We start from the raw sequence: 24,236 nt of genomic DNA on the forward strand, positions 1-24,236 counted from the left end.
ATCTCGTCTACCATGTGAGCGCTCGACAGCGGACCGCCAGGCGTCCGCGTCTTTTCCGGGGAGGAACAGCGGATGATCAGACATCGATGGGGAATTGCCGTGGCCGCGGCACTGGTGAGCGTCGGCATGCTCGTATCCGGATGCACGACGACAACGGTCGCCAGCGACCAGGCGGTGCCGACCATGGACAACCCGTGGGAGGTGGCGGGCGCGACGTCGAACAGCGGGCCGAGCGGATCGCGCCCCGGGGTGCCCGACACCGACAAGAAGGCCGAGAACGGCGACAACGGCAAGATCGACAAGCTCGCGCTCAACGCCATCGCCGATATCGAAGAGTATTGGCAGACCGAGTATTCCAAGACGTTCCGCGGCAACTTCAAGCCCGCCTCGAAGTACATCTCGTGGTCGGCGAAGGCGCCGGAGTCGGAATCGGTGCAGTTCTGCAAGAGCAGCACCTACAAGCTCATCAACGCCGCGTACTGCCCGCTCGACCACACCATCGGCTGGGACCGTTCGGTCCTGCTGCCGCTGCTGGTCGACAAGTACAAGGAGATGTCGGTGGTGATGGTGCTGGCCCACGAGTACGGCCACGCCATCCAGTCCCAGGCCGACCTGCTGCGCGGCTTCCTCACCGACGCCCTGGTGAAGGAACAGCAGGCCGACTGCCTGGCCGGTGTCTTCCTGCGCCACGTCGCCGAGGGCAACTCCAAGCATTTCACCCTCAACACCACCGACGGCCTCAACGGCGTGCTCGGCGCGACCGTCGCCGTGCGCGACCGCGACCCCAATGATCCCGACGCCGTGCACGGTTCGGCGTTCGAGCGGGTCACCGCGGTGCAGATGGGGTACACCGAGGGCGCGGGGTCCTGCAAGGGCATCAACAAGGCCGAGATCGACAAGCGCCGGGGCGGTCTGCCCGTCACCTTCGAGGACGGCGAGCGCGATGAGCAGCTGCCGGTGAACCAGGAGACCCTGAGCTCGCTGGCCACCCAGCTGGGCAAGTCGATGCCGGTGAAGAACGCGCCGAAGTTCGACTACGCGGGCGTCACCCGCAACTGCTCCTCGACCACCACGACCGAACCGGTGTCGTACTGCCCGGGAAGCAACACCATCGGCACCGACCTGCCCGCCATGGCCAAGCGCGCGGGCGAGGGTGCCACTGGCAAGGAGGAGCCGCTGTCCGCGGTGGTCACCGGCGACTACAACGCCGCGGTGGTCTTCGTGTCCCGCTACGCCCTCGCGGTGCAGCAGGATCGCAAGCTGTCACTGACCGGCGCCGAGTCGGCAGGCCTGCGCACCGCGTGCCTGTCCGGTGCGCTGACCACGAAACTCAGTGAGCCGAGCAGTGATCCGCGCCTGTCGGCAGGCGACCTCGACGAGGCCGTGTCGGGTCTGCTCGCCGACGGCCTCGCGGCCGCCGACGTCAACGGCAAGGTGGTGCCGAGCGGCTATCAGCGCCTCGAGGCGTTCCGCACCGGCGTCCTCGACGGCGAACAGGCCTGCCTGACCCAGTTCAAGTAGTCAGCGGAGACGGCGGGCCGGAGGCGGTAGCGCAGCGTGACCACGTAGGCCCTCGCGGAGCTGACCATCAATACCGTCAGCGCGCGGCGGGCAGTGACCGCAGGGAGCTGAGGGTGTTCGCCACCGCGCGGGCAGCCTCGGCTCCCTTTGTCACGAAGTGGTTGGTGTAGTAGTCGACGTGCTCGCTGTGCTCGTGGAAGTGGTGCGGGGTGAGCACCACCGAGAACACCGGCACGTCGTTGTCGAGCTGCACGCGCATCAGCCCGTCGATCACCGCGGTGGCGACGAAGTCGTGGCGGTAGATGCCGCCGTCGACGACCAGCGCGGCGGCCACGATCGCCTCGTAGCGGCCGGTGCGGGCCAGGCGCTGGGCGTGTAGCGGGATCTCGAAGGCACCGGGGACGTCGAACACCTCGACGACGGCGGGGTCGAACCCCAGGCCGGCGTATTCGGCGAGGAAGCCCTCGTGAGCCTTGGTGACGATGGAGCTGTGCCAGCTGGCGCGGATGAAGGCGACGGCGCCGGTAGACGTGGTTCCCATGGGCGGAGTCTACTAGGTTATAAGTTACTCGTCGGTAATATGCCGGGAGAGCCAGTCGGTGACGTCACCGATGACCTGATCGCGCTCGGGTTCGTTGAACACCTCGTGGAACAGCCCCGGGTAGCGCAGCACCGTCACGTCGGCCGAGCCGGTGTCGCGTTCGAGCAGGTCCGAGCTCGACGGCGCGGCGATGGTGTCGGCGGTGCCGTGCAGCACCAGCAGCGGCGGGGTGAGCGCGCCGAGACGCTGCTTCACCAGCGCGGTGTGCTGCAGGATCTCCACCGCGGTGCGTGCGGGCAGCTTGCCGCGGAACACCAGCGGGTCGTCGTCATAGGCCCGCACCACCTCGGGGTCGCGGCTGATCGTCGACGAATCCAGGGTCAGCACACCGAGATTCGGGGCGAACCTGGTCAGCAGCGGGGCGGCCAGGCGCTGCACCGGATTGCCGAGCGGGATGTCGAGCGGGGGTGCCGACAGGACGATCCCGGCCACGTCGACCGGCCCGCGAGTGGCCAGATGCAGCACCACCAGGCTGCCCATCGAATGCCCGAGCAGGAAGCGCGGCACCCCGGGATGGGCCGTGCCTGCGAGATCGAGCAGCGTCGCGACATTGTCGGCGGCGGCGTGCATCGACCCGATATTGGCCGCGGCGCCCTCCGACAGGCCGTGCCCGACGTGGTCGAGCGCGTACACCGCGAATCCGGCCGCGGCGAGCTTGTCGCCCACGTACTCGTAGCGCCCCGAGTGCTCGGCGATGCCGTGCACGAGCACGACCACCCCGCGCGGCGCCGTCTCGGGTTGCCAGGCGCGCCACGAGATCCGGCCGCCGTTGCCGGCGAATTCGCCCGTGTCCGTCGTCATCGCTGCGCTCCTCCTTCGGGGTCCGGCGCCACCGCGAGCCGCTCGAGCAGGCGCCGGTTGAACTCGATCAGTCGAGCGTAGTTGAGCCGGGAGATCCGCTCGTCGGTTCCGTGGATCCGTTCCAGGTCGGCCGCGGTCAGCACGATCGGCGCGAAGTTGCAGCGGGTCAGCGCCAGGCCGTCGTAGTGCCGGGAATCGGTGGCGCCCGGCACGATCCCGGTGGTCGTCACGATGCCGGGGACCACGCCGGTGGCGAGCTCGGCGATCAGGTCGAACGCGGGACCGGGGCCGGTGACCTGCGAGGGTTCCGACGCGGGCCCGACCAGGTCGATCGCCACGCCGATGTCGCGGATCACCCGGCGGCAGTGCGCGAGCACCGCCGACACCGAATCACCGGGCAGGATCCGGAAATTCACCAGCGCCTCGGCGCTCTGCGGCAGCACATTGGCCTTCACGCCGCCCCGGATCACCGTCGGCGCGGTCGTCGTGCGGACCAAGGCCTCCGTGGTCGGGCCCGCCGCCAGTATGCGCGCGACGAGCGGCCCCGCCAGCGTGGACAGGCCACGCGTCTCGGTGAATTCGAGCAGCTTACGCCGCGGTTCGGGCAGGGCGACCCGCATCCGGGCGAGCATGTCGGTGATCACCGGGGTCAGCCGCAACGGCATCGGATGGTCCTGCACCCGCGCGACGGCGCGCGCGATCCGCCCGACCGCGGTCTGCTTGCCAGGCATCGACGAGTGCCCGCCGGTCTCGGTGACCGAAAGCCGCACCGTCGCATAGCCTTTCTCGCCGAGCATGATGCTGGCCACCGGCCGGTCGACCCCGTCGGCGACGCCCTCGGTGATCACCCCGCCCTCGTCGAGCAGCAGATCGGCGCGCACCCCCTCGGCGCGCAGGTGCTCGGCCATCCGGACCGCGCCGCCGTCGCCGAAGACCTCCTCGTCGTGACCGAAGGCCAGATAGACGGTGCGCCGCGGACGGATTCCCGTGCCGAGCGCCCACTCGACAGCCTCCAGCACGGCGAGCACCCGGCTCTTGTCGTCGATCGCGCCCCGGCCCCAGATGAACTCCGCGTCGACGACACCGGCGAACGGGGGATGGGTCCAGCGCTGCGGATCGTCGACCGGGACCACGTCCTGGTGGGCCAGCAGGATCGCCGAGGCGTGCCCTGGCTCGGCGCCGTCCCAGCGGTAGAGCCTGCTGCGGCCGAAGGTGGTCACGGTCAGCTCTGCGTGTACCCGCGGGAACGAGGCCTCGAGGTGCTCGGCCAGCCGGGCGAACTCCGCGTCGGCGGTGTGCGCGGGATCCTCGGTCGAGACGGTCACGCACCGCAGGGCCGCGGCCAAGCGCTCGGCGACCTCGTCGTCGACGCCGTCGGAGACGGGGGAGCTGGCCGGGTTCTCGGTGATCGGGCGCATCCTAGGCATTCTTGCCCGTGCTCGCCCCGTTCGCCGCCGAAGGCGTCCGAATCGCCGTATTCGTGTCGGAGCGTCATGCGGTCAGACGGGTCGGCGGAGGGGCATCTAAGCTGAGAGACATGGCAGGAGGCAAGGGCGGCAAGCCGTCGAAGGAAGCCAGGGCCGCGGCTAAAGCGGCCCGCAAGCAGGCATCACGCGAACGGCGTCAGCAGTTGTGGCAGGCGTTCAACATGCAGCGCAAGGAAGACAAGGCGCTGCTGCCGCTGATGATCGGCGCACTCGTCGGCACCACGGTGGTCTTCTTCCTCATCGGTCTGATCTTCGACATGCAGTGGTTCCTGCTGCCGCTGGGTCTGCTGCTCGGTGTGCTGTTCGCGTTCATCATCTTCGGACGTCGCGTGCAGAAGAACGTCTACCGCAAGGCCGAGGGCCAGGCTGGTGCTGCCGCGTGGGTGCTGGAGAACCTGCAGGGCAAGTGGCGGGTCGCCAACGGCGTCGCGGCCACCACCCAGCTCGACGCCGTGCACCGCGTCATCGGCCTGCCCGGCGTCATCTTCGTCGCCGAGGGCTCGCCGCAGCGGGTGAAGTCGCTCATCGCGCAGGAGAAGAAGCGCACCGCCCGCCTGGTCGGTGACACCCCCATCTACGAAGTGATCGTCGGCAACGACGAGGGCCAGACCCCGCTCAAGGATCTGCAGAAGTTCCTCACCAAGCTGCCCCGCAATATCGACGTCAAGCGGATCGACCAGATCGAGGGCAGGCTGACGGCCCTCAGCTCGCGCAGCGGCCCGGCGATGCCGAAGGGCCCGATGCCCCCCGGCGCCAAGATGAAGGGCATGCAGCGCGCCATCCGCCGCCGCTGAGCCTGCGATTTCCACGAGCCCGGCACCTGATCGCAGGTGCCGGGCTCGTGCCGTTTCAGGAGTTCGGCGACCGTCCGGTCAGCAGCCATAGAACCCGGTCGTAGGCCAGCAGGTGATACGCGACGAGCACCGTCGCCGAGATCAGCGCGGCCCGGGACAGTCCCGCGGCCCACAGTGCCGCGGCCCCGCCGAACAGCACGACGAATTCGACGACCAGCCGCACCGGACCCGAGACCGGCACCGGCGAACCGCCGCCACGGCCCGGATCGTCGGGCAGGGTGAACGTGCCCCAGAGCACTGCGGCCGCGATCGGCAGCACGACGACGAGCAGATATCGCCAGGGGGAATCGAAGGCCCGCCATCCGTACACCCCGAACGAGGCGATGGCGATCAGTTCGAGCAGGAAACGCGCGGCCAGCATGGCCGGATTCAGTGACACGGGCCTCAGCGTACGACCACCGGTGACCCGCCGCGCGGGCTCAGCGCGCGTTGACCAGCGCGGTTCCGGTGGCTCGGTCGTGCATGCCGCGACCGTCGGCGTCAGTGAACAGCGCGGGGACGACGAACACCAGCAGCACCTGCCTGGCCAGCGCGCGCACGAACCCGACCGCCACCGGGGCATCGATCCGGATGACCCGCAGCTTCATGAAGTACTGGCCAGGGGTGAACCCGAACAGCGTCACCGCGGCGACACCGATCACGAACCACACCAGCAGCGGCACCGACGAGGAGACGAAGCTGCGGGTGATGACCGCGGCGATGCCGACCGCGATGAACCAGTCGATGAACAGGGCGACGACCCGGCGCCAGGTCGCGGTCAGCGATCCCGCCCCTTCGCGCGGCAGCCCGTACAGCTCGCCGGGGTAGCCGGATGTTTCCGAGTCGCCCGGCTCCGCGGGGTTTCCGGAGAGCCATGTGCCGGTGATACGCGCCATGGCTCCCAGGATAGTGGCGCGCTATCGGCCGCCCACGGCCGCATTAGTGGAGGTCACGTCTTCGCGCGATCGGGCGGATGGCAGGATTACGATGCAGCTCGCGCCCGGATGGCAGACATCACCTCGAATCCGGCACGCGTAACACTGGCGAAACACAGCCTTGACTGTAGGGAAACACCGCGTCCATAGCGTCAGGTCGCGACGAACCCATGCATCGTGACTGGCTGGGAACCGATCCGTAAGGAGAACAAGTGACGTTCAGCACGGCCGAAGAGGTCATCCAGCACATCAAGGAAGAGGACATCGAATACGTCGATATCCGCTTCTCGGACCTTCCCGGCGTCCAGCAGCACTTCTCGATCCCGGCCAAGGCGTTCACCGCCGACCTGGCGGAAGAGGGTCTGGCGTTCGACGGCTCCTCGGTGCGTGGCTTCCAGTCGATCGACGAGTCGGACATGCTCCTGCTCCCCGACTTCAGCACCGCTCGGATCGACCCGTTCCGTGCCGCGAAGACGCTCAACCTGAACTTCTTCGTGCACGACCCGTTCACCCGTGAGGCGTACTCCCGCGACCCGCGCAACATCGCGCGCAAGGCGGAGGAGTACCTGCGTTCGACCGGTATCGCCGACACCGCGTACTTCGGTGCCGAGGCCGAGTTCTACATCTTCGACGGCATCCGCTACGGCTCGGGCATGAACGGCTCGTTCTACGAGATCGAGTCGATCTCCGGCTCGTGGAACACCGGCAACGAGTTCAACCCGGACGGCAGCCGCAACCTCGGCTACAAGGTCCGCAACAAGGGCGGTTACTTCCCCGTCGCCCCGTACGACCACTACGTCGACCTGCGCGACAAGATCTCGACCAACCTGCAGAACGCGGGCTTCGAGCTCGAGCGCGGCCACCACGAGGTCGGCACCGCCGGCCAGGCCGAGATCAACTACAAGTTCGGCACGCTGCTGGGCGCCGCGGACGACCTGCAGCTGTTCAAGTACATCGTGAAGAACACCGCGTGGCAGGAAGGCAAGTCTGTCACCTTCATGCCGAAGCCCCTCTTCGGTGACAACGGCTCGGGCATGCACGTGCACCAGTCGCTGTGGAAGGACGGCAAGCCGCTGTTCCACGACGAGGCCGGCTACGGCGGCCTGTCGGACCTGGCGCGTCACTACATCGGCGGCATCCTGCACCACGCCCCGTCGCTGCTGGCGTTCACCAACCCGACCGTCAACTCGTACCACCGTCTGGTGCCGGGCTACGAGGCCCCCATCAACCTGGTGTACTCGCAGCGCAACCGCTCCGCCGCGGTCCGCATCCCGGTCACCGGCAACAACCCGAAGGCCAAGCGCATCGAGTTCCGCGCGCCTGACTCCTCGGGTAACCCGTACCTGGCCTTCGCCGCCATGATGATGGCCGGCCTGGACGGCATCAAGAACAAGATCGAGCCGCTGGCTCCGGTCGACAAGGACCTCTACGAGCTGCCGCCCGAGGAGGCCAAGAACATCCCGCAGGCCCCCACCAGCCTCGCGACGGTCATCGACCGCCTCGAGCAGGATCACGACTACCTCACCGAAGGCAACGTCTTCACCGAGGACCTGATCGAGACCTGGATCCAGATCAAGCGCGACAGCGAAATCGCGCCGGTCAACCTGCGTCCGCACCCCTACGAGTTCGAGCTGTACTACGACGTGTAAGTCGCAGCAGCCGATTCGTCGGTAGCAGTGTCTGAATCGCCCGCCCACGGTTTCCGTGGGCGGGCGATTTGCGTTTTACGCACCACCGAGCGACATGGACTGCACTGTGCGCGTCGAGCAACCGTCCGGCGCGGCCTGCCCCGCCAGACGGTCATCGATCCAGCGCAGAACCGCGGGAGTCGCACTGATCGCGAGGCTGACGTGCTCGCTCAATTGGTCCCGGGTATAGGTGATCGGCGCCCCCGCGGCGCACCACTGTGCCACCGCCTTGTCGGGCCCTGCGATGGTGACGATCTCGTCGTGCACGGCGTTGTAGAGGAACAGCGGCGGGGTCGAGGCCACGGGGCTGAAGTCCAACGCTTTCAACGACGCCTGTACCTGCTCGAGCAGTTGCGAAAAAGGGATCGTCAGGTAGTCGTCCATGCGCAGGAACGCATGCTGTGCCACGTTCTGCGTCACGCATTTGCTGTCACCCGCGGCCATCAGTGCCTGCCCGGCGGGCGTCAGATATTTGTCGAATGCCGCCGCCAGAAGCGGATCGGTGCGCATCATGCCAGGCAGGAGCGACGGCAGGAAGCCGGAGAACGGACCGTCGTCGAGCGTCGCGATGTAGGGGCCGATGGGTACTGTCCAACCACCCATGGCAACACCGACCAGCCGTAGTTCGGGAGCGTAGGTAGGTTGCATCTGCGCGACCCAACTGGTGCCGTACGACCCGCCGGAGTAGCCCATCGCGGCCACCGGAGTATCGATGCCGGGCAGGCCGAGCGGCGCGAAATCCTGGGCTGCGCGCACTCCGTCGAGCGTGGCGTAACCCGGCTGTCTCGGGGCGAACAGCGTCCCCTCCGGCCCCTCCCAGTCGGGTACGGAAATGGCATGACCGGACGACAGCATCTGCTCGATCTGAATGAGATCCAGCGAGGAGTCGTACTTGTCCGGCGCTCCTTGCCGGAGGACGTACGAGGGCGCGCACTGGGGGGCCGAGGCATCCGTGGCAGCCTGATAGCTGATCAATCCTTTGACCTGCCCGGTTCGTGGGCGCAGCACCGTCGTCACGGTCGCCATGGGCCGGCCGTCGGTATCGGTCGTTCGATACAGCAACTGCCAGGCATCGGCGTCCTGCGCCTGCGGCGCCAGCGAGGCCACCTCGACGGGTCGCGAATTCAGGATGGTGCCCGGCGCCTCCGAGTCCCAGCCCGATGGCGGGGTGTAGAACGGGTCGTTCTGCGGAGTTGGCAGCGGATCCGCATGACCCACCGCCATGGGAGTACCGGTAATACACAACACGGCCGAAACTGCGATCAGAACCGAGCGCAGCTGACCGCGCTTGACCACTGAACCCGTTGCACCACAGGCTGATACAACACTGCCCTTCATTGAGACTTCCCTCCATGGAAGGGACCGCCGCCCGCGAATCCCCCTGAAGGCAGCAGGGTACATCTCCCGATCGGGATAGATACCCGAACCGACGACGAAGACCGCGCCGGGTTATCGGGCGGCGAGTTTGGAGTGGATGGCCGCGATGAAGGCGGTCGGGTCGGGGTGGGGGCCGGGGCCGAGGTTGAAGTGGCTGCGGTTCGCCCAGGATCCGAGCATGGTGGCGTCGCTGCGGTCCGCGGGCTGGGAGGTGGCGCGTTCGAGGGTGAACACCCTGACGTCGTCGGAGTTCTCGGGCAGAACGACCGCCACGAAATGTGCTTCCGCGGCGGCGGCTGGTGCCGGTAGTTCCACGAGCAGCAGCTGGAATCCGTCGGCGTCGACGCGGCGGCCTGTGATGCCATCGCTCGGCAGGCGGTCCTCGGCGGCCAGGCGCTCGCCGACGTTGTCCCACAGGTACTTCAGCTGTTCGGTGTAGCCGTGCGGCGGTTCGTCGGTGACCATGCGCGCTCCTAGCCGCTGGGCCAGGTTCGGCAGGGCCTGGTGTGCGAACTGGTAGTGGTGAGTTCTCGGCTCGGCCATGGTGATCCCCTCCCGTAGCGAGTGGGATTCCCCACTCGTGCCGGAGAAGCTACCCGGTGGGTCCGACACCGAGACACCGGACCTGATCGACGAGGCGATCAAGCCCGGACGAACAGGCGCATCGATTCGTCGACGACGGCGTCGCGGGTGCGGCCGTCGGGGTCGGCATCAGGGCGGAGCCAGATCGAGGCGTGGTTCAGGATGCCGTGCAGGCAGTGCAGTGCGACCGAGGGATCGGGGCAGTCGAATTCGCCTGACGCGATGCCCGAGTCGACGACCTCGCGGAAGATCCGATCGTGCCGTCGGCGCATGGTCTTGATGGCTTCGGTGTGCTCGGCGGGCCACGGTGCGGGGAACGAGAAGAGCTTGCCCACTTCGGGATACAGCACCGTCAGCACCCGCAACTGCTCGGCGACGAGTGCGCGGAGGCGATCGGTGGCCGACCGGTCCGCCGCGGCATCGAGAGCGTCGCCGAGGTGGGTCAGCACATCGGAGGTCAGCTTCTCCAGCGCCGCGGACACCAGCGCGTCCTTGCTCGGAAAATAGTGGTAGAGAGTGGCTTTCGCGATGTCGGAACGTTCGGCGACGTCTTCGAACCGCATTCCCTGATAGCCGCTGCCGGACAGGATCTGCAGCGCGGCATCGATCATCTCCGCCTTGCGGCGATCGCGTCGTCTCGCTGCGCGCCCGGCGGGCGCGACGCTCTCGTCCGCAATCGAAGTCATCGGCCGATCATATCCGGGGCCGGTCGTCGAACCATTCCGCCAATTGCCCGGACGCACGCCAGTGAAGTCGACCACAAGGATGGTGAACCGACTTGTAAGATGAAAACTCGACCCGTAGGTTGAGTTTTGTGACGGACATGAGCAGCCCGGCGACCAGCTACTTCCAGCGAATCGGCACGCACCGTTTCGTGCCGACCGTCCACGCGGGCGGCGCCTGGAGCACCGACGAGCAGCACTTCAGCCCGCTTGCCGGGCTGATCGTCCACGAGATCCAGCGCGCACAGGCGCGGGAACAACGCCCCGCGCTGGTCATGAGCCGGATCAGCTTCGACATCCTCGGCCGGATCGGGTTCGAGGAGTTCGACATCGACGTCAAGACGATCCGCCCCGGCCGCACCATCGAACTGGTCGAGGCCACGGTCACCATCGCAGGCCGCAGCGTCGTGAGCGCCCGCGCCTGGATGCTGAGCACCCAGGACACCGACAGCGTCGCGGGCGGCGAGCCCGACCGGCTGCCCGCGCCCGAATCGCTGTCTCCCTGGCCGCTCACCTCGGTATGGCCCGGCGGCTACATCGCCTCGCTCGACGCCCGCCCCGTCGGTCACCCGCAACCAGGGCGAACCACCGCCTGGATCCAGTCGGCGGTGAATCTGGTCGCCGGGGAATCCACCGACCCGCTGGCCTCGTTCCTCGCGCTGGTGGATACCGCGAACGGCATCGCTGTCCGGCAAGAGCCGACCAAGTGGATGTTCCCCAACGTCGATCTGACCATCCACCTGTACCGGCAACCCGAAGGCTCCTGGACCGGCCTCGACACCAGCGTCACGTTCGGCCACGCGGGCCAGGGGCTGACCACCACCGTGCTGCACGACACCCGGGGACCGGTGGGAGTCGCCGAGCAGATCCTGACCGTCCGCCCGCAGCCGTAGCGACACAGCTCCGCCCCAGGATCTCGGGGCTGGACGCCGCTGCCGCGAGCGGCAATAGTCCATCCGTGCAATGGGGTGCAATGGTGGCGCGGGTCGTCGCCGGTGTGGCGTTGGTGCTGGGTATGGCGGCGCCGGTCTCGGCCGAGCCGGTCGATGTGGCCTTCACGTGGACGCAGGAGTATCTGACCGCGCCGGACGGCACGCGCCTGCACGCCGATGTCCTGCGGCCCGCGGGTCTGGCCGACGACGTGCGCACCCCGGTACTACTGACCGCCAGCCCGTACCGTGCGCACCTGGCCTACCTCACCCAGCCGCGCCCTGAAGGCGGACCGTCCACCGACAACCTGCCGGTGGAATGGGCATTGAAGTCCGGCTACACCTACGTGATCGTGGACCTGCGCGGCTTCGGCGGGTCCAACGGATGCCCGGATTTCGGTGGCCCGGGGGAGCGGTCCGACGTGGCCACCGCGGTGGAATGGGCCGCGAGCCGACCGTGGTCGACGGGTCGGGTCGGTGTGGTCGGCACCTCCTACGAAGGCTGGACCGGCATGCTCGCGCTGGCCGCGAAACCGAAGGGACTGGCCGCGGTCGCTGCCTTCGAGCCGGTCGTCGACCCGTACTCCTACCTGTACATGCAGGGCGTCTCGTGGAAGTTCGGCGGAAAACCGCTGACCGAGGACGGCCTTCGCCCCGCCGACCTCGCCGGCCCGGAACATCTCGCCATCGCCCACACGCCGGGCCGCTGGGACGACTCACCCGAATACCAGGCCAACGCGCTCCAGACGACCAAGGAGTGCACCGACAGCTATCTCGCGCTCACCACCGACCACAACGGCGCCAACCCAGGCTGGCGCGACCGAGACATCGTCGAGGACCTGCGCGGCAACACGACTCCCCTGTTCCTCGGCCAGAGCTTCCTCGACTCCAACACCCGAGCCGACCGCGTCCTCGACGCCTGGCAGGGGATGGGCCCCGGCGAGCACCGCGCGTGGTTCGGGCAGTGGGGTCACTCGGACTGTCGCAGCCGCTGCGGCACACCGCATTTCAACGCGGAGCTGGCCGCGTTCCTGGACCGGCACGTGGCAGGCGCGGCCGTGGAGGTCCCCGGACCGCCGGTCACCGTCGGCCAGTTCGACGGCGGCTGGCGCAGTGAAAGTGTCTGGCCCCCAGCCGATTCCCAGCGCGTCACCGTCGACCTGCGCACCGGCACGTTCCAGGATCGCGGCCTGCTCCCCGGCCCCGACCGCGAAATCTGGTCGATCTCCGCGCCCGTGACCAGCGCGCTGCACCTGGCAGGCCGGGCCACCGCGACACTGAACCTCGCCGGACCGCCGAATGCCACTGTCGCCCTGGAGCTCTACGACATCGCAGCCGACGGCCGCGCCACCGTCATCACCCGCGGCATCGCCCCCGTCGGCCCGGAGGCGCGGATCCGCCTGCTCTGGCAGGACGCCCGCCTGACCACCGGCCATCGCCTCGGCATCCGGATCACCGATGTCGTCGACGACGTCTGGTCCCACACCCCGGCCAACGCCACCGTCACCGTGTCAGCGGCCCGCCTCGAGCTGCCGCTACTCACCAACTCCCGCGAGACCGATCTCGCAGGCGGCGTACCGATTTGGCACGCCAGATGGCGGACCGAGGAAACAATCCAGCTCGACCAGGGAATGCTGAACGATCCCGCGCGCATCGTCGACCTGCACAACCCGGTTGGTTAGTTGCGCCGCGACCACCACGAATCGGTCTGAGGTGTGCGGGATACCGACGACGGTCGAGACGGGTGCGCCGGTCGTCAGCGGCGCAACAACACCGCCGCGTCACGGCACAACCGATCGATAATCGCGGCGGCGGGTTCGATGTGGGTGATGAGGCCGACGCCCTGACCGGCGTCCACCGGAGCGATGGTGACGTCATCGGATTCGATAGCGGCACGGAGCATCTCGGCGCTAGGCCGCGACTCGTCGAACTCGGGCCGCGACCAGGGATCGGTGACGTCGTTGCGCAGCACCCGAGCCGGATAGATCGGCGGCCACGGCAGGTCGAGCGTTTTGTCGAACGCGGTGGTCACCACGGTATGGGTGGAATCGGCCGCGAGCATCGCCCGCCGGGCGTTCTCGGGCACCAGCGACTCGTCCGCCGCCGCCAGACACGTCCCGAGCCATGCTCCCGCCGCACCGGCCGCGAGCACCGCGGCCAGTGTGCGCCCGGAACCGATCCCGCCCGCCGCCAGCACCGGAACCGTCGCGATATCGAGCACCGCGTCGAGCAGCGGCAGCAGCGCGAGCCGGTCGGCGCCGTGCCCACCGCCCTCGCTGCCACGCGCGACGAGCACATCGATACCGGCATCCTGGGCACGATGCGCGCCGGGCACGTCGTAGACCTGCGTCACCGCGAGAATCCCCGCCGCCTGCACCACCGGTACCCACGAGAAATCGGTGCCGAAACTGATCGACAGAATGCGCGGCTTCGCGGCGATCGCGGCCTCGAGCAGGCCGGTTTCGCGCCGGCGGACCCAGTCGACGAGCCCGATCCCGGACACCGCGCCTCCGGCAGCCGCGAGCTCGCGCTCCAGCGCGGCCACCGATCCGGCGCTGCCCATCCCGATCATGCCAAGCCCACCCGCCGCGGACACCGCCGCCGCGAGCCGTCCCCCCGCCGCACCGCCCATCGGCGCGTTCACCACCGGCACACGCAGACCGATCGAACGCGACCACGGTGTCGCCAGGATGTCCTGTTCCGCTGTGCTGGTCATGGCTCGGCACCTCTCGTCGTGGCTCGGCCCACCCATCATGCCAAGCGCGGGTGACAGTGATCACGCACGCCGCGTTCGAAAGGCCGAGGACCGCACCGCTCAGGCGTATGTTCGTCAGCAGTGTCGCAACGACGAACGGGGGTTTCGATGACGATCAGGGATCGGCTCGAGGAGGCGGTCGCCGCGCCACCGACGATATTCGGCGAACCGATGGAGACGGCCGACGGCGCGACCATCATCACCGTCGCGCGCGGCAGTGCCTTCGGGCGATCGGCCCGCCCGGTCGGCGTGTTCGTCGTGCACGACGGCCGCGCGCACTGGACACCCACCGTCGACTCCAATCGCATCGCCCAGCTGGGGGAATGGATCGGCCTGCTCACCGGGGTGATCGCGGCGCTGGCGATTCTGCGGCGCCCGCCGTGGCCTGATCTGCGCTGCCGTTGAGTCCGTGCAGGGCCAGCGCCTCGAAACGTCGCCATGCCCGTGCCGACGGGACCGGGGCGTTCGGATCGATCACCGTGCCGAGGACGCCGACCAGCCCCCACGACAGGAACGCGACGGTATCGTCGGCCAGTCCGTCGACCAGCTCGCCGATCAGGTCGGCCACGCACCGCCGGTAGGAGTGCAGCACGGTCGTGGTCGCCTTCGGTCCGATGAGCGGCTGATACACCTCGGGATACTGCGCCGCGAGATGGAACATCACCCGCAGCGGTGCGATCGGCGAGCCGGGGGCGGTGGTTCTGGTGATCTCGCGGCGCAGGAACTCGGTGCAGCTGACCAGCAGTAGATCGTCCTTGTCGCGGTAGTGCGCGTAGAAGGTGGAGCGCCCGACGTCGGCCCGGTCGATGATGTCGCTGACCGTCACCCGGTCGTAGCCGCGTTCGATCATCAGCTCGATCAGCGCGCGGTGCAGGGTGTCCCTGGTCCGGCGGACCCGGCGATCGGTGTGCTCGGCCATCGTTCCTCCACGGGACGGATGCACCGGATGTGTCCGGAATCGGACAGATCCGGCGGTTATGGTTCTGGTCGCCGCCGTCGCCGCGTTCGACCATGGACCCATGTCACAGAACCAGCTTCTCACTCCCATGTTCGTCGACGACAGCGACACCGGTCTGGTCATCGCCGGCCTGCGCCGCTACAACCTGTTCACCGCGGTGTTCTTCCTGGGCAGGCAGCGCAGCCTGCTCGCCGAGTTCGTGCGGAAGGCCGGAATCGCGCCGGGCCACCGCACGCTCGATATCGGCTGCGGGCCGGGCAAACTCGTGCGCGCCGCAGGCGCTGTGACCGGCCCGTCCGGTACGGCCGTCGGGGTCGATCCCTCGGCGATCGCGGTGGCCGACAATCGGCAGCGTGACGGCGCGGCGCAGCACCGCTACGAGCATGCCCCGGCCCAAGACCTGCCCTTCGACGACGGCGAATTCGATGTCGTCACCTGCACTTTCGTCATGCACCACATTCCGGAGCCACATCGCGGCACCGCGCTCGCCGAGATGTGGCGGGTCCTGCGCCCCGGCGGACGGTTGCTGCTCGCCGACGCCTCACTCACTCCTGGGGCGCGCAAGGTACTCGCCCCCTTCTTCGGCGGCGGCAACCCCTTCGCCGACGCCGACATCCGCCACTACACCGACCAACTGCGCGACGCCGGATTCACCGAACTCGACTACACGCAGAGCAAGTACCAAACCGGCATCCTCACCGCGGTGAAACCCGCTTCCCGCTGATCCGGGCCACCTGTCGGTGGCCTCGGCTAGGGTCGATCTCGACAGGTTCGCCGATAGAGCACGGGGGTGCGGCATGGAGTTCGATCAGCGGGAAACCGAAGCACGCGAGTTCGCCGTCGAGGCGCACGGCGACCAGCGCTACGGCGACCATCCCTACATCATCCATCTGGCCGCGGTGCGCGCCGTGCTCGACGATTTCGGCTACAACGGCTCGCTCGCCGCCGCCGCTTGGCTCCACGACGTCGTCGAAGACACTCCCGTCACCGCCGAGGATGTCGAATCCCGTTTCGGCCGTGAGGTTCTCGACCTGGTGTGGGCGGTCACCGGCATCGGCCCCAACCGTAAGGCCCGAAACCTCGACGCCTACAGCAAGATCACCGCACACCCGCAGGCGGTGATCCTGAAGCTGGCCGACCGCACCGCCAATGCCGAAGCCAGCCCACCCGGCAGCAGCTGGATGGGCATGTACCGCACCGAACACCCCACCTTCAAGGCTCATCTGGGCGGGCTGCTCGCCGACGACCCGACCGTGGCACGCATGTGGGAAAGGCTCGAACGCAAACTGGATCTGTCGGTGGCGCCACCGACGGACCGCTGGGCCGAGATCGACCGGCTCGCCGCGGCGGGCGACCACGCGGGGGCGATCGCCGCGGTCCAGGCCGCGTTCGACTGCAATCCCGGCGAGGCGGAACTCATCCTCGCCGAACGTTCCTGAGCTGACTCGCACAGGCAGACTGCTCTCGATGTGCTGGGGCGGACGCGGCGCAGGCCACATAGCGAACTGACACTCGCGGTTGATCGTCCGGGTGCTTGGTCGTCAGCCGGTCAACCGGTCGCATCCACTGCGTGCAGCTGGGCAGCGGCCGCGAGTTCGTCCTCCGGTCGCTCATGACCGAGCGCGCCGTCAGCGCCAGGTTCGCCGTCGTCCGGGCCGACGTGGGTGGTCGATCAGCCGACCGAATCCACAGCCCGTAGCTGTGCGGCCACAGCGGCGAGTTGGTCATCCAGCCGCTCGTGGTCGGCGGCGGCACCGGCCCCATCCAGCGCGCTGTCATCGGCGATCCAGGCCGGTCGCTGTTCGAATCGAGGACGTGGCAGCCGGCCGAGCCGGTCTCCGCCGAGGTCGATACCTCGCACGGGCGGCAAGTCAGCGAGCGGCGTCCACGGTGAGCAGCTCTGCGGCCGCCGCGGCCGCGAGCTCCTGATCCAGTTGCTCGTGACCAGAGGTGCCACCGCCACCGGGCCCGCCGTCATCGGCGACGACGCGGCGGGCCGAGAGGTGCACCGCGTCGACGCCGGCGCGATGCAAGGCCGGTATGTCGCCGACGGTGACCCCGCCTCCGGCCATGATCTGGATCCGTCCGGCGGCGTGGGCGACCGTCTCGGCGAGTTCGTCGAGACCGTCGGCGCAGCGGGTAGCGCCGCCGGAGGTGAGGACCCGGGTCATTCCCTGGGCCACCAACGTGTCCACGGCGGCCGACCGGTCGCCGACCTGATCAATGGCGCGATGAAAGGTCAGTTCGATGTCATCGACCGGAACACCGTCGAGCACACGCTCCAGCACCTCGACGTCGACCCGACGGTCAGCAGTGAGCGCCCCGACGACGAGTCCGGCCACTCCCGCCGATACCGCCGCCCGCGCATCGGCATTCATCACCGCGATCTCGTCGGCCTCGGCATACACGAAACCGCCCGCCCGGCAACGAATGAGCGCATGCACCGGAATCCCCGTCGCCACCACCGCCTCGATCGTCCCGATGCTCGCGGTCAACCCGCCCGTACTGCCCAGCGCCGCACACAGTTCCACCCGATCCGCGCCGACCCGGCGGGCGCCGACCGCACCCGCCACATCCTGCACCGCGAACTCGAGCGCGGTCATCTCAGAAAGCCTGCCAGGCAGGCTTGTTTGCCAGCGCGTACCTGTAGTAGTCGGCCAGCTTCAGCTTGCTCGCCGCCGCCTCGTCGATCACCACGGTGACGTGCCGATGCCACTGCATGACCGAGGCCGGGCAGAACGCCGACAGCGGACCCTCCGCCGCGGCGGCGATCGCGTCGGCCTTGCCAGCACCGAGCGCGATCATCACCAGATGCCCGGCTTCACCGATGGTGCCGAGCCCCTGGGTGAGCACGTGATGCGGCACGTCCTCGGGGCCGTCGAAGAAGCGGGCATTGTCCTTGCGGGTCTGCTCGGTGAGCGTCTTCACCCTGGTCCGGGAGGTCAGCGCCGACCCGGGCTCGTTGAAACCGATGTGCCCGTCGGTGCCGATACCGAGCAACTGCACATCGACCCCGCCCGCGGCCGCGATGGCGGCGTCATAGCGCCTGCCCTCGCCCGCGATATCGCCCGCCTCGCCGTTCGGGCTCAGCACCCGCGCCGGATCGAGGTTCACATGATCGACGAACTCGGAGCGGATCACCGAAAAATACGACTGCGGATGCTCTTTCGGCAGCCCGACGTACTCGTCGAGCAGGAACGCGCTCGCCGTCGAGAAGTCGATCTCACCCTCGCGATACCGCCGCGCCAGCTCCTGATAACTGCCCAGCGGCGACGACCCGGTGGCCAAACCAAGGATCGCGTTCCCGCGCTCCACATACCCGCCGACGATACCGGCGACCGTCGTAGCCACCTCGTGTTCGTCCGCCCGGATCACGATCTCCATCAGATTCCTTCCGTTCCGGCGACGAACACCCGCCGCGGCTGCAATGACTGGTCGGTGACGAGAAGGTCGGCGCGCGCACCGACCGAGAGGACGCCGCGGTCGTCGAGGCCGAGCACGCGCGCGGGAGTGCGGGTGACGGCGGTGACTGCCTCGGCGAGCGGGATTCCCGCGTGCTGAACCGTCCACCGCAGCACATCGAGCAAGCGGGCGGTCCCGCCCGCGATGGCACCCGGAGTTCCGTCGGCAGTGGCGAGCCGGGCGACACCGTCGCACACCCGCACATCCAGCGCACCCAGCTGATAGTCGCCGTCACCCAACCCGGCAGCCGCCATCGCATCGGAGACCAGCGCGATCTGCCCCGCCCCGACCGTCTCGAACACCATCGCCACGGTCTCCGGCGCCAAATGCACTCCATCGGCGATCAATTCGACCACCATGTCCCCCCGCCCGGCAGCAGCCAGACAGGCGGCAACCGGGCCGGGGGAGCGGTGATGCAGTCCGGGCATCCCATTGAACAGGTGCGTCGCGGTGATCGGCCCGCCGACAGCATCGGCGATCCGCGCCGCGGTCGTGGCGGCATCCGCATCGGTGTGCCCGAGACTCGGCAGCACATCATTGCGCCGCATCGCGGCGAGCAGTTCCTCGAAATGCGCGGTCTCGGGCGCGAGCGTCATGGACCGGACGGTGCCACGCGACGCTTCGCAGATCCGCTCGAACAATGCGGGATCACCAGGAACGATGGCCGCGGGATCCTGCGCACCACACCGGATCGCGTTGATGAACGGCCCCTCGAGATGGATCCCGAGCAGCTCGCCATCCGCCACGAGATCGGCAAGAACCGCAGCCTGCTCGACCAGTACCTCCGGCTGCGCCGAGACCAGGCTGCCCAAGAGCCCGGTCGTCCCCTGACCGCGATGATTCGCCGCGGCGACCCGAGCACCGGCGGCATCGCCATTCGGAAATCCGAACCCGCCACCACCATGGCAGTGCACATCGATCAGCCCAGGCAGTACCAGATCCGCGCTCGCTGCCGGAAGCTGCTCCACAGCAGGATAATTCGCGGCGCGCCCGACCCAGCTGATCCGCCCGGCATCGAATTCGACCACACCATCGGCAATCTCGCCGCTGCCGGTCCCCAGGAGCCGCCCACGCACCACGCCTCGCGAGATCACCGCGCCATACCCCGACGTGTGCCCGACCGCACTTGGCCCTGGCCTACCGGTCCACCCGCACCGACGCCGGTGGGCATGCTCGTGAGCAGGTCGTCCGCCCGAGGCCGCGTGATGCCGCGTCGGCTCGCTGTGTCGGCATCGACAGATTCTGGCCAGGTGCGTGCACCGCCGACCTCGACGGCGCGGAATAAGTGGCCGCGCGGCATCGGATCGAACGATTGCCGCAAACGGTCGAAGTGCCGCGGCCCGGCCACCGGCCGAACCGCGCACACCGTCCTCAGATTCATGCCCGCCCGATGATCGCCGCGACCGCCTCACGTGCCAGCTGCGGATTCCTGGCCGCACACGCGACATCCGCCGCATCCCGGCACTTCTCGATGTCGACGGCCGACAACGCCGCCCGCACCGCGGGCAGCGCCGGCATCGACATCGACAGACTCGTCACCCCGAGCCCGACCAGCACCGGCGCCAGCGTCGGATCCGACGCCGCCTCACCACACACTCCAACTGGCTTCCCGGCCGCCGCCCCCGCCGCACCGACCATCGCGATCAGGTCGAGCACCGCAGGCTGCCACGGATCGAGCAGATGCGCGAGCCCACCCGCCATCCGGTCGACCGCGCACGTGTACTGGCTGAGGTCGTTGGTGCCGATGCTGACGAAGTCGAGATGCGTGAGCAGATCGGACGCCCGCAGCGCCGCCGCCGGGATCTCGATCATCGCACCCACCTTGCGCAATCCCGATTCCCGTGCGAGCTCGGCGAATCCGGCAGCCTCGTCGGCGGTGGCGACCATCGGCGCCATCACCCACAGCTCGGCACCGGTCGCCTCGGCCGCCCTGGCCAGCGCGGTGAGCTGGGTGGCCAGAGTATCGGGGAATACCGTCCCGACCCGCAGACCACGCACTCCCAGCGCGGGGTTCTCCTCGGTTCCCAGATCGAGGAACGGCAACGGCTTGTCCGAGCCCGCGTCGAGCGTGCGGACCACGACCTTGCGCCCGGCGAACTGCTCGAGAACTGTTGTGTAGGAAGTGATCTGCTCGTCGAGACTCGGCGCCGTCGCCTTGCCGAGATACATGAACTCGGTGCGGAACAGCCCGACGCCTTCGCTGTCGACCGGCCCCGCCTTCTCGGCGTCGTCGACGGTCCCGATATTCACCAGCAGCTGCACTGGCGTCCCGTCGGCCGTATGCCCCGGCCCACTGGCAGCGGCCAGCCGCGCCGCGTCCGCCGCCGCCTGCTCGACAGCCGCCCGCTGCCGAAACGGACTCGGATCGATCACGACACCACCGGTACTGCCGTCGAGCAACACCGGCGCATCCGCGACGAGCCGATCGGTATCGGGACAGTTCACCACCGCGGGCAGCCCCAGCGATTTCGCCAGGATCGCGGTGTGGCTGGTCGGCCCGCCCTCGGTGGTGAGCAGCCCGACCACATCGCTGTCACCGAGCATCGCCGTGTCCGCCGGCGCGAGGTCACGCGCGACCAGAATGAACGGATATCCCGGCTCCGGGATGCCCGGTATCGGTTCCCCGAGCAGCACCGCGACGGTGCGCCCGCCGATATCGCGCAGGTCGGTCGCCCGTTCGGCCATGTACCCGCCGAGCGCCTCGAGCTTGTCGCAGAATCCCTCGAACGCCAGGTGCACCGCGTGCGCCGTCGGCATCCCGTCGGCCAGCTGCTTCTCGGTGGCGGCGACGATGCCCGGATCACGGGCCATCGTCGCCGACATCGACAAGATCTCCGCCGCGACACCACTCACGCGACCGGCCCTGGCCTGCATCTCGTCGGCCACGCCGCCGAGAGCCGCCTTGACCCTGGCCAGCTCCTCCTCGGCCGACCCGCCGACCGGATCCTGCGGCGAGGTCGCCAGCTGCGAACCGAACCGCAACCACGGCGCGCACGCGACACCGGGGCTCACCCCGAGTCCACGGATCACCTGTTCGCCCATCAGGCGGCGTCCAGATCCGAGGCAACGAGCTCGGCCAGACTGTCCAGAACCGCGTCGTCGTCGGCGTGCAGGGTGACCTCGGTGCCGTGGCCCGCGCCCAGCGTCATCACCGCGAGCACACTGGCCGCGTCGACCGGTTCACCACCTCCCACCGAGATCCGCACCGGCACCCCCGTGGCCTGGACGGCCTGGGTGAATTTCGCGGCGGGCCTGGCATGCAGCCCCACCTCGGATCCGACGACGACTGTGCGGGTGGTCATGGCCTCACTCACCTTCCAATTTCTTGTCCAGCTTCGTTTCGACTTCGGCGACCAATGGCGCGTCGGTCCGAGTATCGCCGGTCGCGGTCAGCGCGGTCTCGGCTTCGACCGCCGCGACATCGGGCGCGCCTGCCTCGATATCGGTCTCGGCTTCGCGACCCGGCGTCCGCAGGTTCCACTTCTTGATCACGAAGCTGAAGAGCACGTAGTAGATCACCGCGTAGCCGAGCCCGATCGGGATCAGCATCCACGCATCGGTCGCCTTGCCGAAGTTCAGCAGATAGTCGATCGCGCCCGCCGAGAACGTGAACCCGTCGTGGATGCCCAGCGCGTTGACCAGCGCCATCGACGTGCCCGTCAGGATCGCGTGCACCACGTACAGCGGCCACGCCACGAACATGAACGAGAACTCCAGCGGCTCGGTGATACCGGTGACGAACGCGGTCAGGCCGGTGGAGAGCATGATGCCGCCGACCAGCTTCTTCTGCGACGGCCGCGCATTGCGCCAGATCGCCAGCGCGGCGGCGGGCAGCGCGAACATCATGATCGGGAAGAAGCCGGTCATGAAGGTGCCCGCGGTCGGGTCGCCTGCGAAGAACCGGTTGAGGTCACCGCGCACGAGCTGGCCGGAGGCGTCGGTGTAGTCGCCGACGAGGAACCACACGGTCGAGTTCAGGATGTGGTGCAGGCCGGTCGGAATCAGCAGGCGGTTGGCCGTGCCGTAGATGCCGCCACCGAGAACGGTGTTGTCGGCGACCGTCTCGCCCACCCAGGTGAGTGCGGAGTTGAACGCCGGATAGATGAACGACATGCCGACACCGACGATCAGACCGGTGACCGCCGTCAGGATCGGCACCAGCCGCCTGCCGTTGAAGAAGCCGAGGAAATCGGGCAGTTTCGTGCGATAGAACCGCTGCCACAGGATCGCCGACAGCAGACCCATCACGATACCGCCGAGTACGCCGTAGTTGATCAGCGCCTGCGCGCCCTTCGGATCGGTCTTGCCCGCCAGCACGATCGGCGACATCGCCTTGAACACGCCGTCGATGACCATGTAACCGACCACCGCGGCCAGCGCCGTCGACCCGTCGGCCTTCTTGGCCCAGCCGATCGCGATACCGACGGCGAAGATCAGCGGCAGCCAGGTGAACACGGCCTGCCCGGCCGCCGAGATGACCGCCGCCGTGCTCTCCAGCGCGGAGAAACGGCCGAGTAGATCGTCCTGGCCGATGCGCAGCAGGATGCCCGCCGCGGGGAGCACCGCGATCGGCAGCATGAGGCTGCGACCCAGGCGCTGCAATCCCGCGAACACTTTCGATTCTTGCTTGGGGCTGTCGGTAGCGGCAGTCATGTCGACCTTCTTCGTGCCGGGTTTGCCGGCGGTCTCGGCGAGCCGGACGGACTTACGAGCCTGTCCGGGTTAACTGTTGTGAACCGGTCACCCTGACGGGTACTGTCCGGTCATAACCAGTTGTAAGTTTGACCAGGTGGCTACCGGATGTCAACCGCGAAATATGACGTGGCGCACATTCGAGGCTCCCATACTGGAACCGGCAACCACCGCGGAAAGGGAGAACACATGTCCAAAGCGGAAGCGATCGTCAAGGGTCTGGGCGGCGCCGACAACATCGTCGAGATCGAAGCCTGCATCACCCGGTTGCGCACCGAGGTGAAGGACGGCGGCAAGGTCGACGAGGCCGCGCTCAAGGCCGCGGGCGCTCACGGCGTCCTCAAGTCGGGCACGGTCGTGCAGGTCGTCGTCGGCCCCGAGGCGGACACCCTCGCCGAGGACATCGAGGACATCCTGTGAGTGTCCCGGTCCTCGCCCCGCTCGCAGGCAAGGTCGTCGGCCTCACCGACGTCCCCGACCCGGTCTTCGCCGGTCAGATCGTCGGCGCTGGCGTGGCGATCGACCCCGACCGCACCCGCGGCACCCTGACGGTCACCGCGCCCATCGCAGGCAAGATCCTGAAACTGCACCCCCACGCCTTCGTCATCCTGGGCAGCGGCGTCGGCGTCCTCGTCCACCTGGGCATCGACACGGTCAAACTCAAGGGCGAGGGCTTCGGGCTCCTGGCCGCCGAAGGCGACGAGGTCGTCGCGGGCGCCCCGATCGTCACCTTCGACCCCACCGACATCGCCGCCACCGGCAACTCCCCGATCTGCCCGATCGTCGTGATGGACTCCCCGAAGGACTCGATCACCAGCGACGCGATCGGCACCGAGGTGGATCCCGGCGCCGTGCTGTTCGATTCGCCATAGGACACCAGCTGACGTATTCGG

General features: G+C 68.4%; 27 protein-coding genes. 10 read left to right on the forward strand and 17 right to left on the reverse strand.

All coding sequences use genetic code 11. The features are described 5' to 3' along the window. The first annotated feature begins 72 nt into the window (after window positions 1-72). Window positions 73-1,521, forward strand: coding sequence for a metallopeptidase (locus ACFWF2_RS18725; protein ID WP_379308693.1), 1,449 nt, complete (start codon window positions 73-75; stop codon window positions 1,519-1,521). Window positions 1,522-1,597: 76 nt separating this feature from the next. On the opposite strand, the gene ACFWF2_RS18730 is transcribed toward ACFWF2_RS18725, so the two are convergent. The 3 genes from ACFWF2_RS18730 to ACFWF2_RS18740 are packed head-to-tail and all read right to left on the reverse strand — an operon-like array spanning window position 1,598 to window position 4,341. Further along, window positions 1,598-2,062 (reverse strand): 6,7-dimethyl-8-ribityllumazine synthase, encoded by a 465-nt coding sequence (locus ACFWF2_RS18730; protein ID WP_189033237.1) that lies wholly within the window; start codon window positions 2,060-2,062, stop codon window positions 1,598-1,600. Between the two features lie 24 nt (window positions 2,063-2,086). Further along, on the reverse strand, window positions 2,087-2,923 hold the full coding sequence (locus ACFWF2_RS18735) for an alpha/beta hydrolase (protein ID WP_379308694.1): 837 nt from the start codon (window positions 2,921-2,923) through the stop codon (window positions 2,087-2,089). After that, window positions 2,920-4,341: a M20/M25/M40 family metallo-hydrolase gene (locus tag ACFWF2_RS18740; RefSeq protein ID WP_379308695.1), complete on the reverse strand. Its 1,422-nt coding sequence runs from the start codon at window positions 4,339-4,341 to the stop codon at window positions 2,920-2,922. The genes ACFWF2_RS18735 and ACFWF2_RS18740 overlap by 4 nt, the downstream gene beginning before the upstream one ends. A 119-nt stretch (window positions 4,342-4,460) precedes the next feature. Between ACFWF2_RS18740 and ACFWF2_RS18745 the strand changes: the two genes are divergently transcribed. Next, window positions 4,461-5,204: a DUF4191 domain-containing protein gene (locus ACFWF2_RS18745; protein ID WP_378852521.1), complete on the forward strand. Its 744-nt coding sequence runs from the start codon at window positions 4,461-4,463 to the stop codon at window positions 5,202-5,204. A 55-nt stretch (window positions 5,205-5,259) separates the two neighbouring features. Here ACFWF2_RS18745 and ACFWF2_RS18750 read toward each other — a convergent pair whose 3' ends face one another. After that, window positions 5,260-5,643 (reverse strand): YrdB family protein, encoded by a 384-nt coding sequence (locus ACFWF2_RS18750; RefSeq protein ID WP_379308696.1) that lies wholly within the window; start codon window positions 5,641-5,643, stop codon window positions 5,260-5,262. A 40-nt stretch (window positions 5,644-5,683) separates the two neighbouring features. Beyond that, the gene (locus ACFWF2_RS18755; protein WP_379308697.1) at window positions 5,684-6,139 is read right to left on the reverse strand and encodes an RDD family protein; all 456 of its coding nucleotides are present in this window, start codon (window positions 6,137-6,139) and stop codon (window positions 5,684-5,686) included. Window positions 6,140-6,390: 251 nt separating this feature from the next. On the opposite strand from ACFWF2_RS18755, the gene glnA reads away from it, so the two are divergent. Further along, window positions 6,391-7,827, forward strand: coding sequence for a type I glutamate--ammonia ligase (glnA, locus tag ACFWF2_RS18760; protein ID WP_379038951.1), 1,437 nt, complete (start codon window positions 6,391-6,393; stop codon window positions 7,825-7,827). Window positions 7,828-7,902: 75 nt separating this feature from the next. Here glnA and ACFWF2_RS18765 read toward each other — a convergent pair whose 3' ends face one another. The 3 genes from ACFWF2_RS18765 to ACFWF2_RS18775 form a co-directional block, all read right to left on the reverse strand. Further along, window positions 7,903-9,204 carry a lipase family protein gene (locus tag ACFWF2_RS18765; RefSeq protein ID WP_379308698.1) on the reverse strand — a complete coding sequence of 434 codons (1,302 nt, stop codon included), beginning with the start codon at window positions 9,202-9,204 and terminating at the stop codon, window positions 7,903-7,905. A 111-nt stretch (window positions 9,205-9,315) separates the two neighbouring features. Then, window positions 9,316-9,786 carry a hypothetical protein gene (locus tag ACFWF2_RS18770; RefSeq protein ID WP_379308699.1) on the reverse strand — a complete coding sequence of 157 codons (471 nt, stop codon included), beginning with the start codon at window positions 9,784-9,786 and terminating at the stop codon, window positions 9,316-9,318. Between the two features lie 98 nt (window positions 9,787-9,884). Beyond that, window positions 9,885-10,511, reverse strand: a complete 627-nt coding sequence (locus ACFWF2_RS18775) for a TetR/AcrR family transcriptional regulator (protein WP_379308700.1) — start codon at window positions 10,509-10,511, stop codon at window positions 9,885-9,887. Window positions 10,512-10,648: 137 nt separating this feature from the next. On the opposite strand from ACFWF2_RS18775, the gene ACFWF2_RS18780 reads away from it, so the two are divergent. Further along, complete coding sequence (locus ACFWF2_RS18780) at window positions 10,649-11,440, forward strand: thioesterase family protein (RefSeq protein ID WP_379308720.1); 792 nt, start codon at window positions 10,649-10,651, stop codon at window positions 11,438-11,440. 65 nt (window positions 11,441-11,505) lie between these two features. Continuing rightward, window positions 11,506-13,158 carry a CocE/NonD family hydrolase gene (locus ACFWF2_RS18785; RefSeq protein WP_379308701.1) on the forward strand — a complete coding sequence of 551 codons (1,653 nt, stop codon included), beginning with the start codon at window positions 11,506-11,508 and terminating at the stop codon, window positions 13,156-13,158. Window positions 13,159-13,232: 74 nt separating this feature from the next. Here ACFWF2_RS18785 and ACFWF2_RS18790 read toward each other — a convergent pair whose 3' ends face one another. Continuing rightward, entirely contained in the window at window positions 13,233-14,168 is a 936-nt protein-coding gene (locus ACFWF2_RS18790; protein ID WP_379308721.1) for an NAD(P)H-dependent flavin oxidoreductase, read from the reverse strand. Between the two features lie 171 nt (window positions 14,169-14,339). Here ACFWF2_RS18790 and ACFWF2_RS18795 point away from each other — a divergent pair, with 171 nt between their 5' ends. After that, on the forward strand, window positions 14,340-14,636 hold the full coding sequence (locus tag ACFWF2_RS18795; protein WP_379308702.1) for a hypothetical protein: 297 nt from the start codon (window positions 14,340-14,342) through the stop codon (window positions 14,634-14,636). On the opposite strand, the gene ACFWF2_RS18800 is transcribed toward ACFWF2_RS18795, so the two are convergent. Then, window positions 14,569-15,150, reverse strand: coding sequence for a TetR/AcrR family transcriptional regulator (locus ACFWF2_RS18800; RefSeq protein ID WP_379308703.1), 582 nt, complete (start codon window positions 15,148-15,150; stop codon window positions 14,569-14,571). The genes ACFWF2_RS18795 and ACFWF2_RS18800 overlap by 68 nt on opposite strands. Before the next feature lie 100 nt (window positions 15,151-15,250). On the opposite strand from ACFWF2_RS18800, the gene ACFWF2_RS18805 reads away from it, so the two are divergent. Both ACFWF2_RS18805 and ACFWF2_RS18810 read left to right on the forward strand, forming a co-directional pair. Then, entirely contained in the window at window positions 15,251-15,913 is a 663-nt protein-coding gene (locus tag ACFWF2_RS18805) for a class I SAM-dependent methyltransferase (protein ID WP_379308704.1), read from the forward strand. Window positions 15,914-15,986: 73 nt separating this feature from the next. Continuing rightward, window positions 15,987-16,628 carry an HD domain-containing protein gene (locus ACFWF2_RS18810; RefSeq protein WP_379308705.1) on the forward strand — a complete coding sequence of 214 codons (642 nt, stop codon included), beginning with the start codon at window positions 15,987-15,989 and terminating at the stop codon, window positions 16,626-16,628. A 233-nt stretch (window positions 16,629-16,861) separates the two neighbouring features. Here the strand turns inward: ACFWF2_RS18810 and ACFWF2_RS18815 are convergent, their stop codons facing one another. The 7 genes from ACFWF2_RS18815 to ACFWF2_RS18845 form a co-directional block, all read right to left on the reverse strand. Continuing rightward, on the reverse strand, window positions 16,862-17,050 hold the full coding sequence (locus tag ACFWF2_RS18815) for a hypothetical protein (RefSeq protein WP_379308706.1): 189 nt from the start codon (window positions 17,048-17,050) through the stop codon (window positions 16,862-16,864). Window positions 17,051-17,060: 10 nt separating this feature from the next. Then, entirely contained in the window at window positions 17,061-17,792 is a 732-nt protein-coding gene (locus ACFWF2_RS18820; RefSeq protein WP_379308707.1) for a copper homeostasis protein CutC, read from the reverse strand. Window position 17,793: 1 nt separating this feature from the next. Continuing rightward, the gene (gene nagB, locus ACFWF2_RS18825; protein ID WP_379308708.1) at window positions 17,794-18,573 is read right to left on the reverse strand and encodes a glucosamine-6-phosphate deaminase; all 780 of its coding nucleotides are present in this window, start codon (window positions 18,571-18,573) and stop codon (window positions 17,794-17,796) included. After that, entirely contained in the window at window positions 18,573-19,745 is a 1,173-nt protein-coding gene (locus tag ACFWF2_RS18830) for an N-acetylglucosamine-6-phosphate deacetylase (protein WP_379308709.1), read from the reverse strand. Before ACFWF2_RS18830 ends, nagB begins: the two co-directional genes overlap by 1 nt. A 283-nt stretch (window positions 19,746-20,028) precedes the next feature. Next, complete coding sequence (gene ptsP / locus ACFWF2_RS18835) at window positions 20,029-21,693, reverse strand: phosphoenolpyruvate--protein phosphotransferase (protein WP_379308710.1); 1,665 nt, start codon at window positions 21,691-21,693, stop codon at window positions 20,029-20,031. Then, window positions 21,693-21,953: an HPr family phosphocarrier protein gene (locus ACFWF2_RS18840; RefSeq protein WP_379308711.1), complete on the reverse strand. Its 261-nt coding sequence runs from the start codon at window positions 21,951-21,953 to the stop codon at window positions 21,693-21,695. Before ACFWF2_RS18840 ends, ptsP begins: the two co-directional genes overlap by 1 nt. Window positions 21,954-21,957: 4 nt before the next feature. Further along, window positions 21,958-23,304, reverse strand: coding sequence for a PTS transporter subunit EIIC (locus ACFWF2_RS18845; protein ID WP_379308712.1), 1,347 nt, complete (start codon window positions 23,302-23,304; stop codon window positions 21,958-21,960). A gap of 228 nt (window positions 23,305-23,532) precedes the next feature. Here ACFWF2_RS18845 and ACFWF2_RS18850 point away from each other — a divergent pair, with 228 nt between their 5' ends. Then, window positions 23,533-23,763: a glucose PTS transporter subunit EIIB gene (locus ACFWF2_RS18850; RefSeq protein ID WP_189033257.1), complete on the forward strand. Its 231-nt coding sequence runs from the start codon at window positions 23,533-23,535 to the stop codon at window positions 23,761-23,763. After that, a complete protein-coding gene (locus ACFWF2_RS18855; protein WP_379308713.1) occupies window positions 23,760-24,215 on the forward strand; it encodes a PTS glucose transporter subunit IIA in 456 nt (151 codons plus the stop codon). Before ACFWF2_RS18850 ends, ACFWF2_RS18855 begins: the two co-directional genes overlap by 4 nt. The last annotated feature ends 21 nt before the right edge of the window (window positions 24,216-24,236 follow it).

Origin of the sequence: Nocardia sp. NPDC060259, from assembly GCF_042728775.1 — a bacterium.
In the GTDB taxonomy this organism is placed as follows: Bacteria; Actinomycetota; Actinomycetes; order Mycobacteriales; family Mycobacteriaceae; genus Nocardia.

Coding starts and splice junctions, on each gene's coding strand:
- ACFWF2_RS18725 (WP_379308693.1), top strand. CDS start 73: ATGATCAGACATCGATGGGGAATTGCCGTGGCCGCGGCACTGGTGAGC.
- ACFWF2_RS18730 (WP_189033237.1), bottom strand. CDS start 2,062: ATGGGAACCACGTCTACCGGCGCCGTCGCCTTCATCCGCGCCAGCTGG.
- ACFWF2_RS18735 (WP_379308694.1), bottom strand. CDS start 2,923: ATGACGACGGACACGGGCGAATTCGCCGGCAACGGCGGCCGGATCTCG.
- ACFWF2_RS18740 (WP_379308695.1), bottom strand. CDS start 4,341: ATGCGCCCGATCACCGAGAACCCGGCCAGCTCCCCCGTCTCCGACGGC.
- ACFWF2_RS18745 (WP_378852521.1), top strand. CDS start 4,461: ATGGCAGGAGGCAAGGGCGGCAAGCCGTCGAAGGAAGCCAGGGCCGCG.
- ACFWF2_RS18755 (WP_379308697.1), bottom strand. CDS start 6,139: ATGGCGCGTATCACCGGCACATGGCTCTCCGGAAACCCCGCGGAGCCG.
- ACFWF2_RS18765 (WP_379308698.1), bottom strand. CDS start 9,204: ATGAAGGGCAGTGTTGTATCAGCCTGTGGTGCAACGGGTTCAGTGGTC.
- ACFWF2_RS18770 (WP_379308699.1), bottom strand. CDS start 9,786: ATGGCCGAGCCGAGAACTCACCACTACCAGTTCGCACACCAGGCCCTG.
- ACFWF2_RS18775 (WP_379308700.1), bottom strand. CDS start 10,511: ATGACTTCGATTGCGGACGAGAGCGTCGCGCCCGCCGGGCGCGCAGCG.
- ACFWF2_RS18780 (WP_379308720.1), top strand. CDS start 10,649: ATGAGCAGCCCGGCGACCAGCTACTTCCAGCGAATCGGCACGCACCGT.
- ACFWF2_RS18795 (WP_379308702.1), top strand. CDS start 14,340: ATGACGATCAGGGATCGGCTCGAGGAGGCGGTCGCCGCGCCACCGACG.
- ACFWF2_RS18800 (WP_379308703.1), bottom strand. CDS start 15,150: ATGGCCGAGCACACCGATCGCCGGGTCCGCCGGACCAGGGACACCCTG.
- ACFWF2_RS18805 (WP_379308704.1), top strand. CDS start 15,251: ATGTCACAGAACCAGCTTCTCACTCCCATGTTCGTCGACGACAGCGAC.
- ACFWF2_RS18810 (WP_379308705.1), top strand. CDS start 15,987: ATGGAGTTCGATCAGCGGGAAACCGAAGCACGCGAGTTCGCCGTCGAG.
- ACFWF2_RS18820 (WP_379308707.1), bottom strand. CDS start 17,792: ATGACCGCGCTCGAGTTCGCGGTGCAGGATGTGGCGGGTGCGGTCGGC.
- nagB (WP_379308708.1), bottom strand. CDS start 18,573: ATGGAGATCGTGATCCGGGCGGACGAACACGAGGTGGCTACGACGGTC.
- ptsP (WP_379308710.1), bottom strand. CDS start 21,693: ATGGGCGAACAGGTGATCCGTGGACTCGGGGTGAGCCCCGGTGTCGCG.
- ACFWF2_RS18840 (WP_379308711.1), bottom strand. CDS start 21,953: ATGACCACCCGCACAGTCGTCGTCGGATCCGAGGTGGGGCTGCATGCC.
- ACFWF2_RS18845 (WP_379308712.1), bottom strand. CDS start 23,304: ATGACTGCCGCTACCGACAGCCCCAAGCAAGAATCGAAAGTGTTCGCG.
- ACFWF2_RS18850 (WP_189033257.1), top strand. CDS start 23,533: ATGTCCAAAGCGGAAGCGATCGTCAAGGGTCTGGGCGGCGCCGACAAC.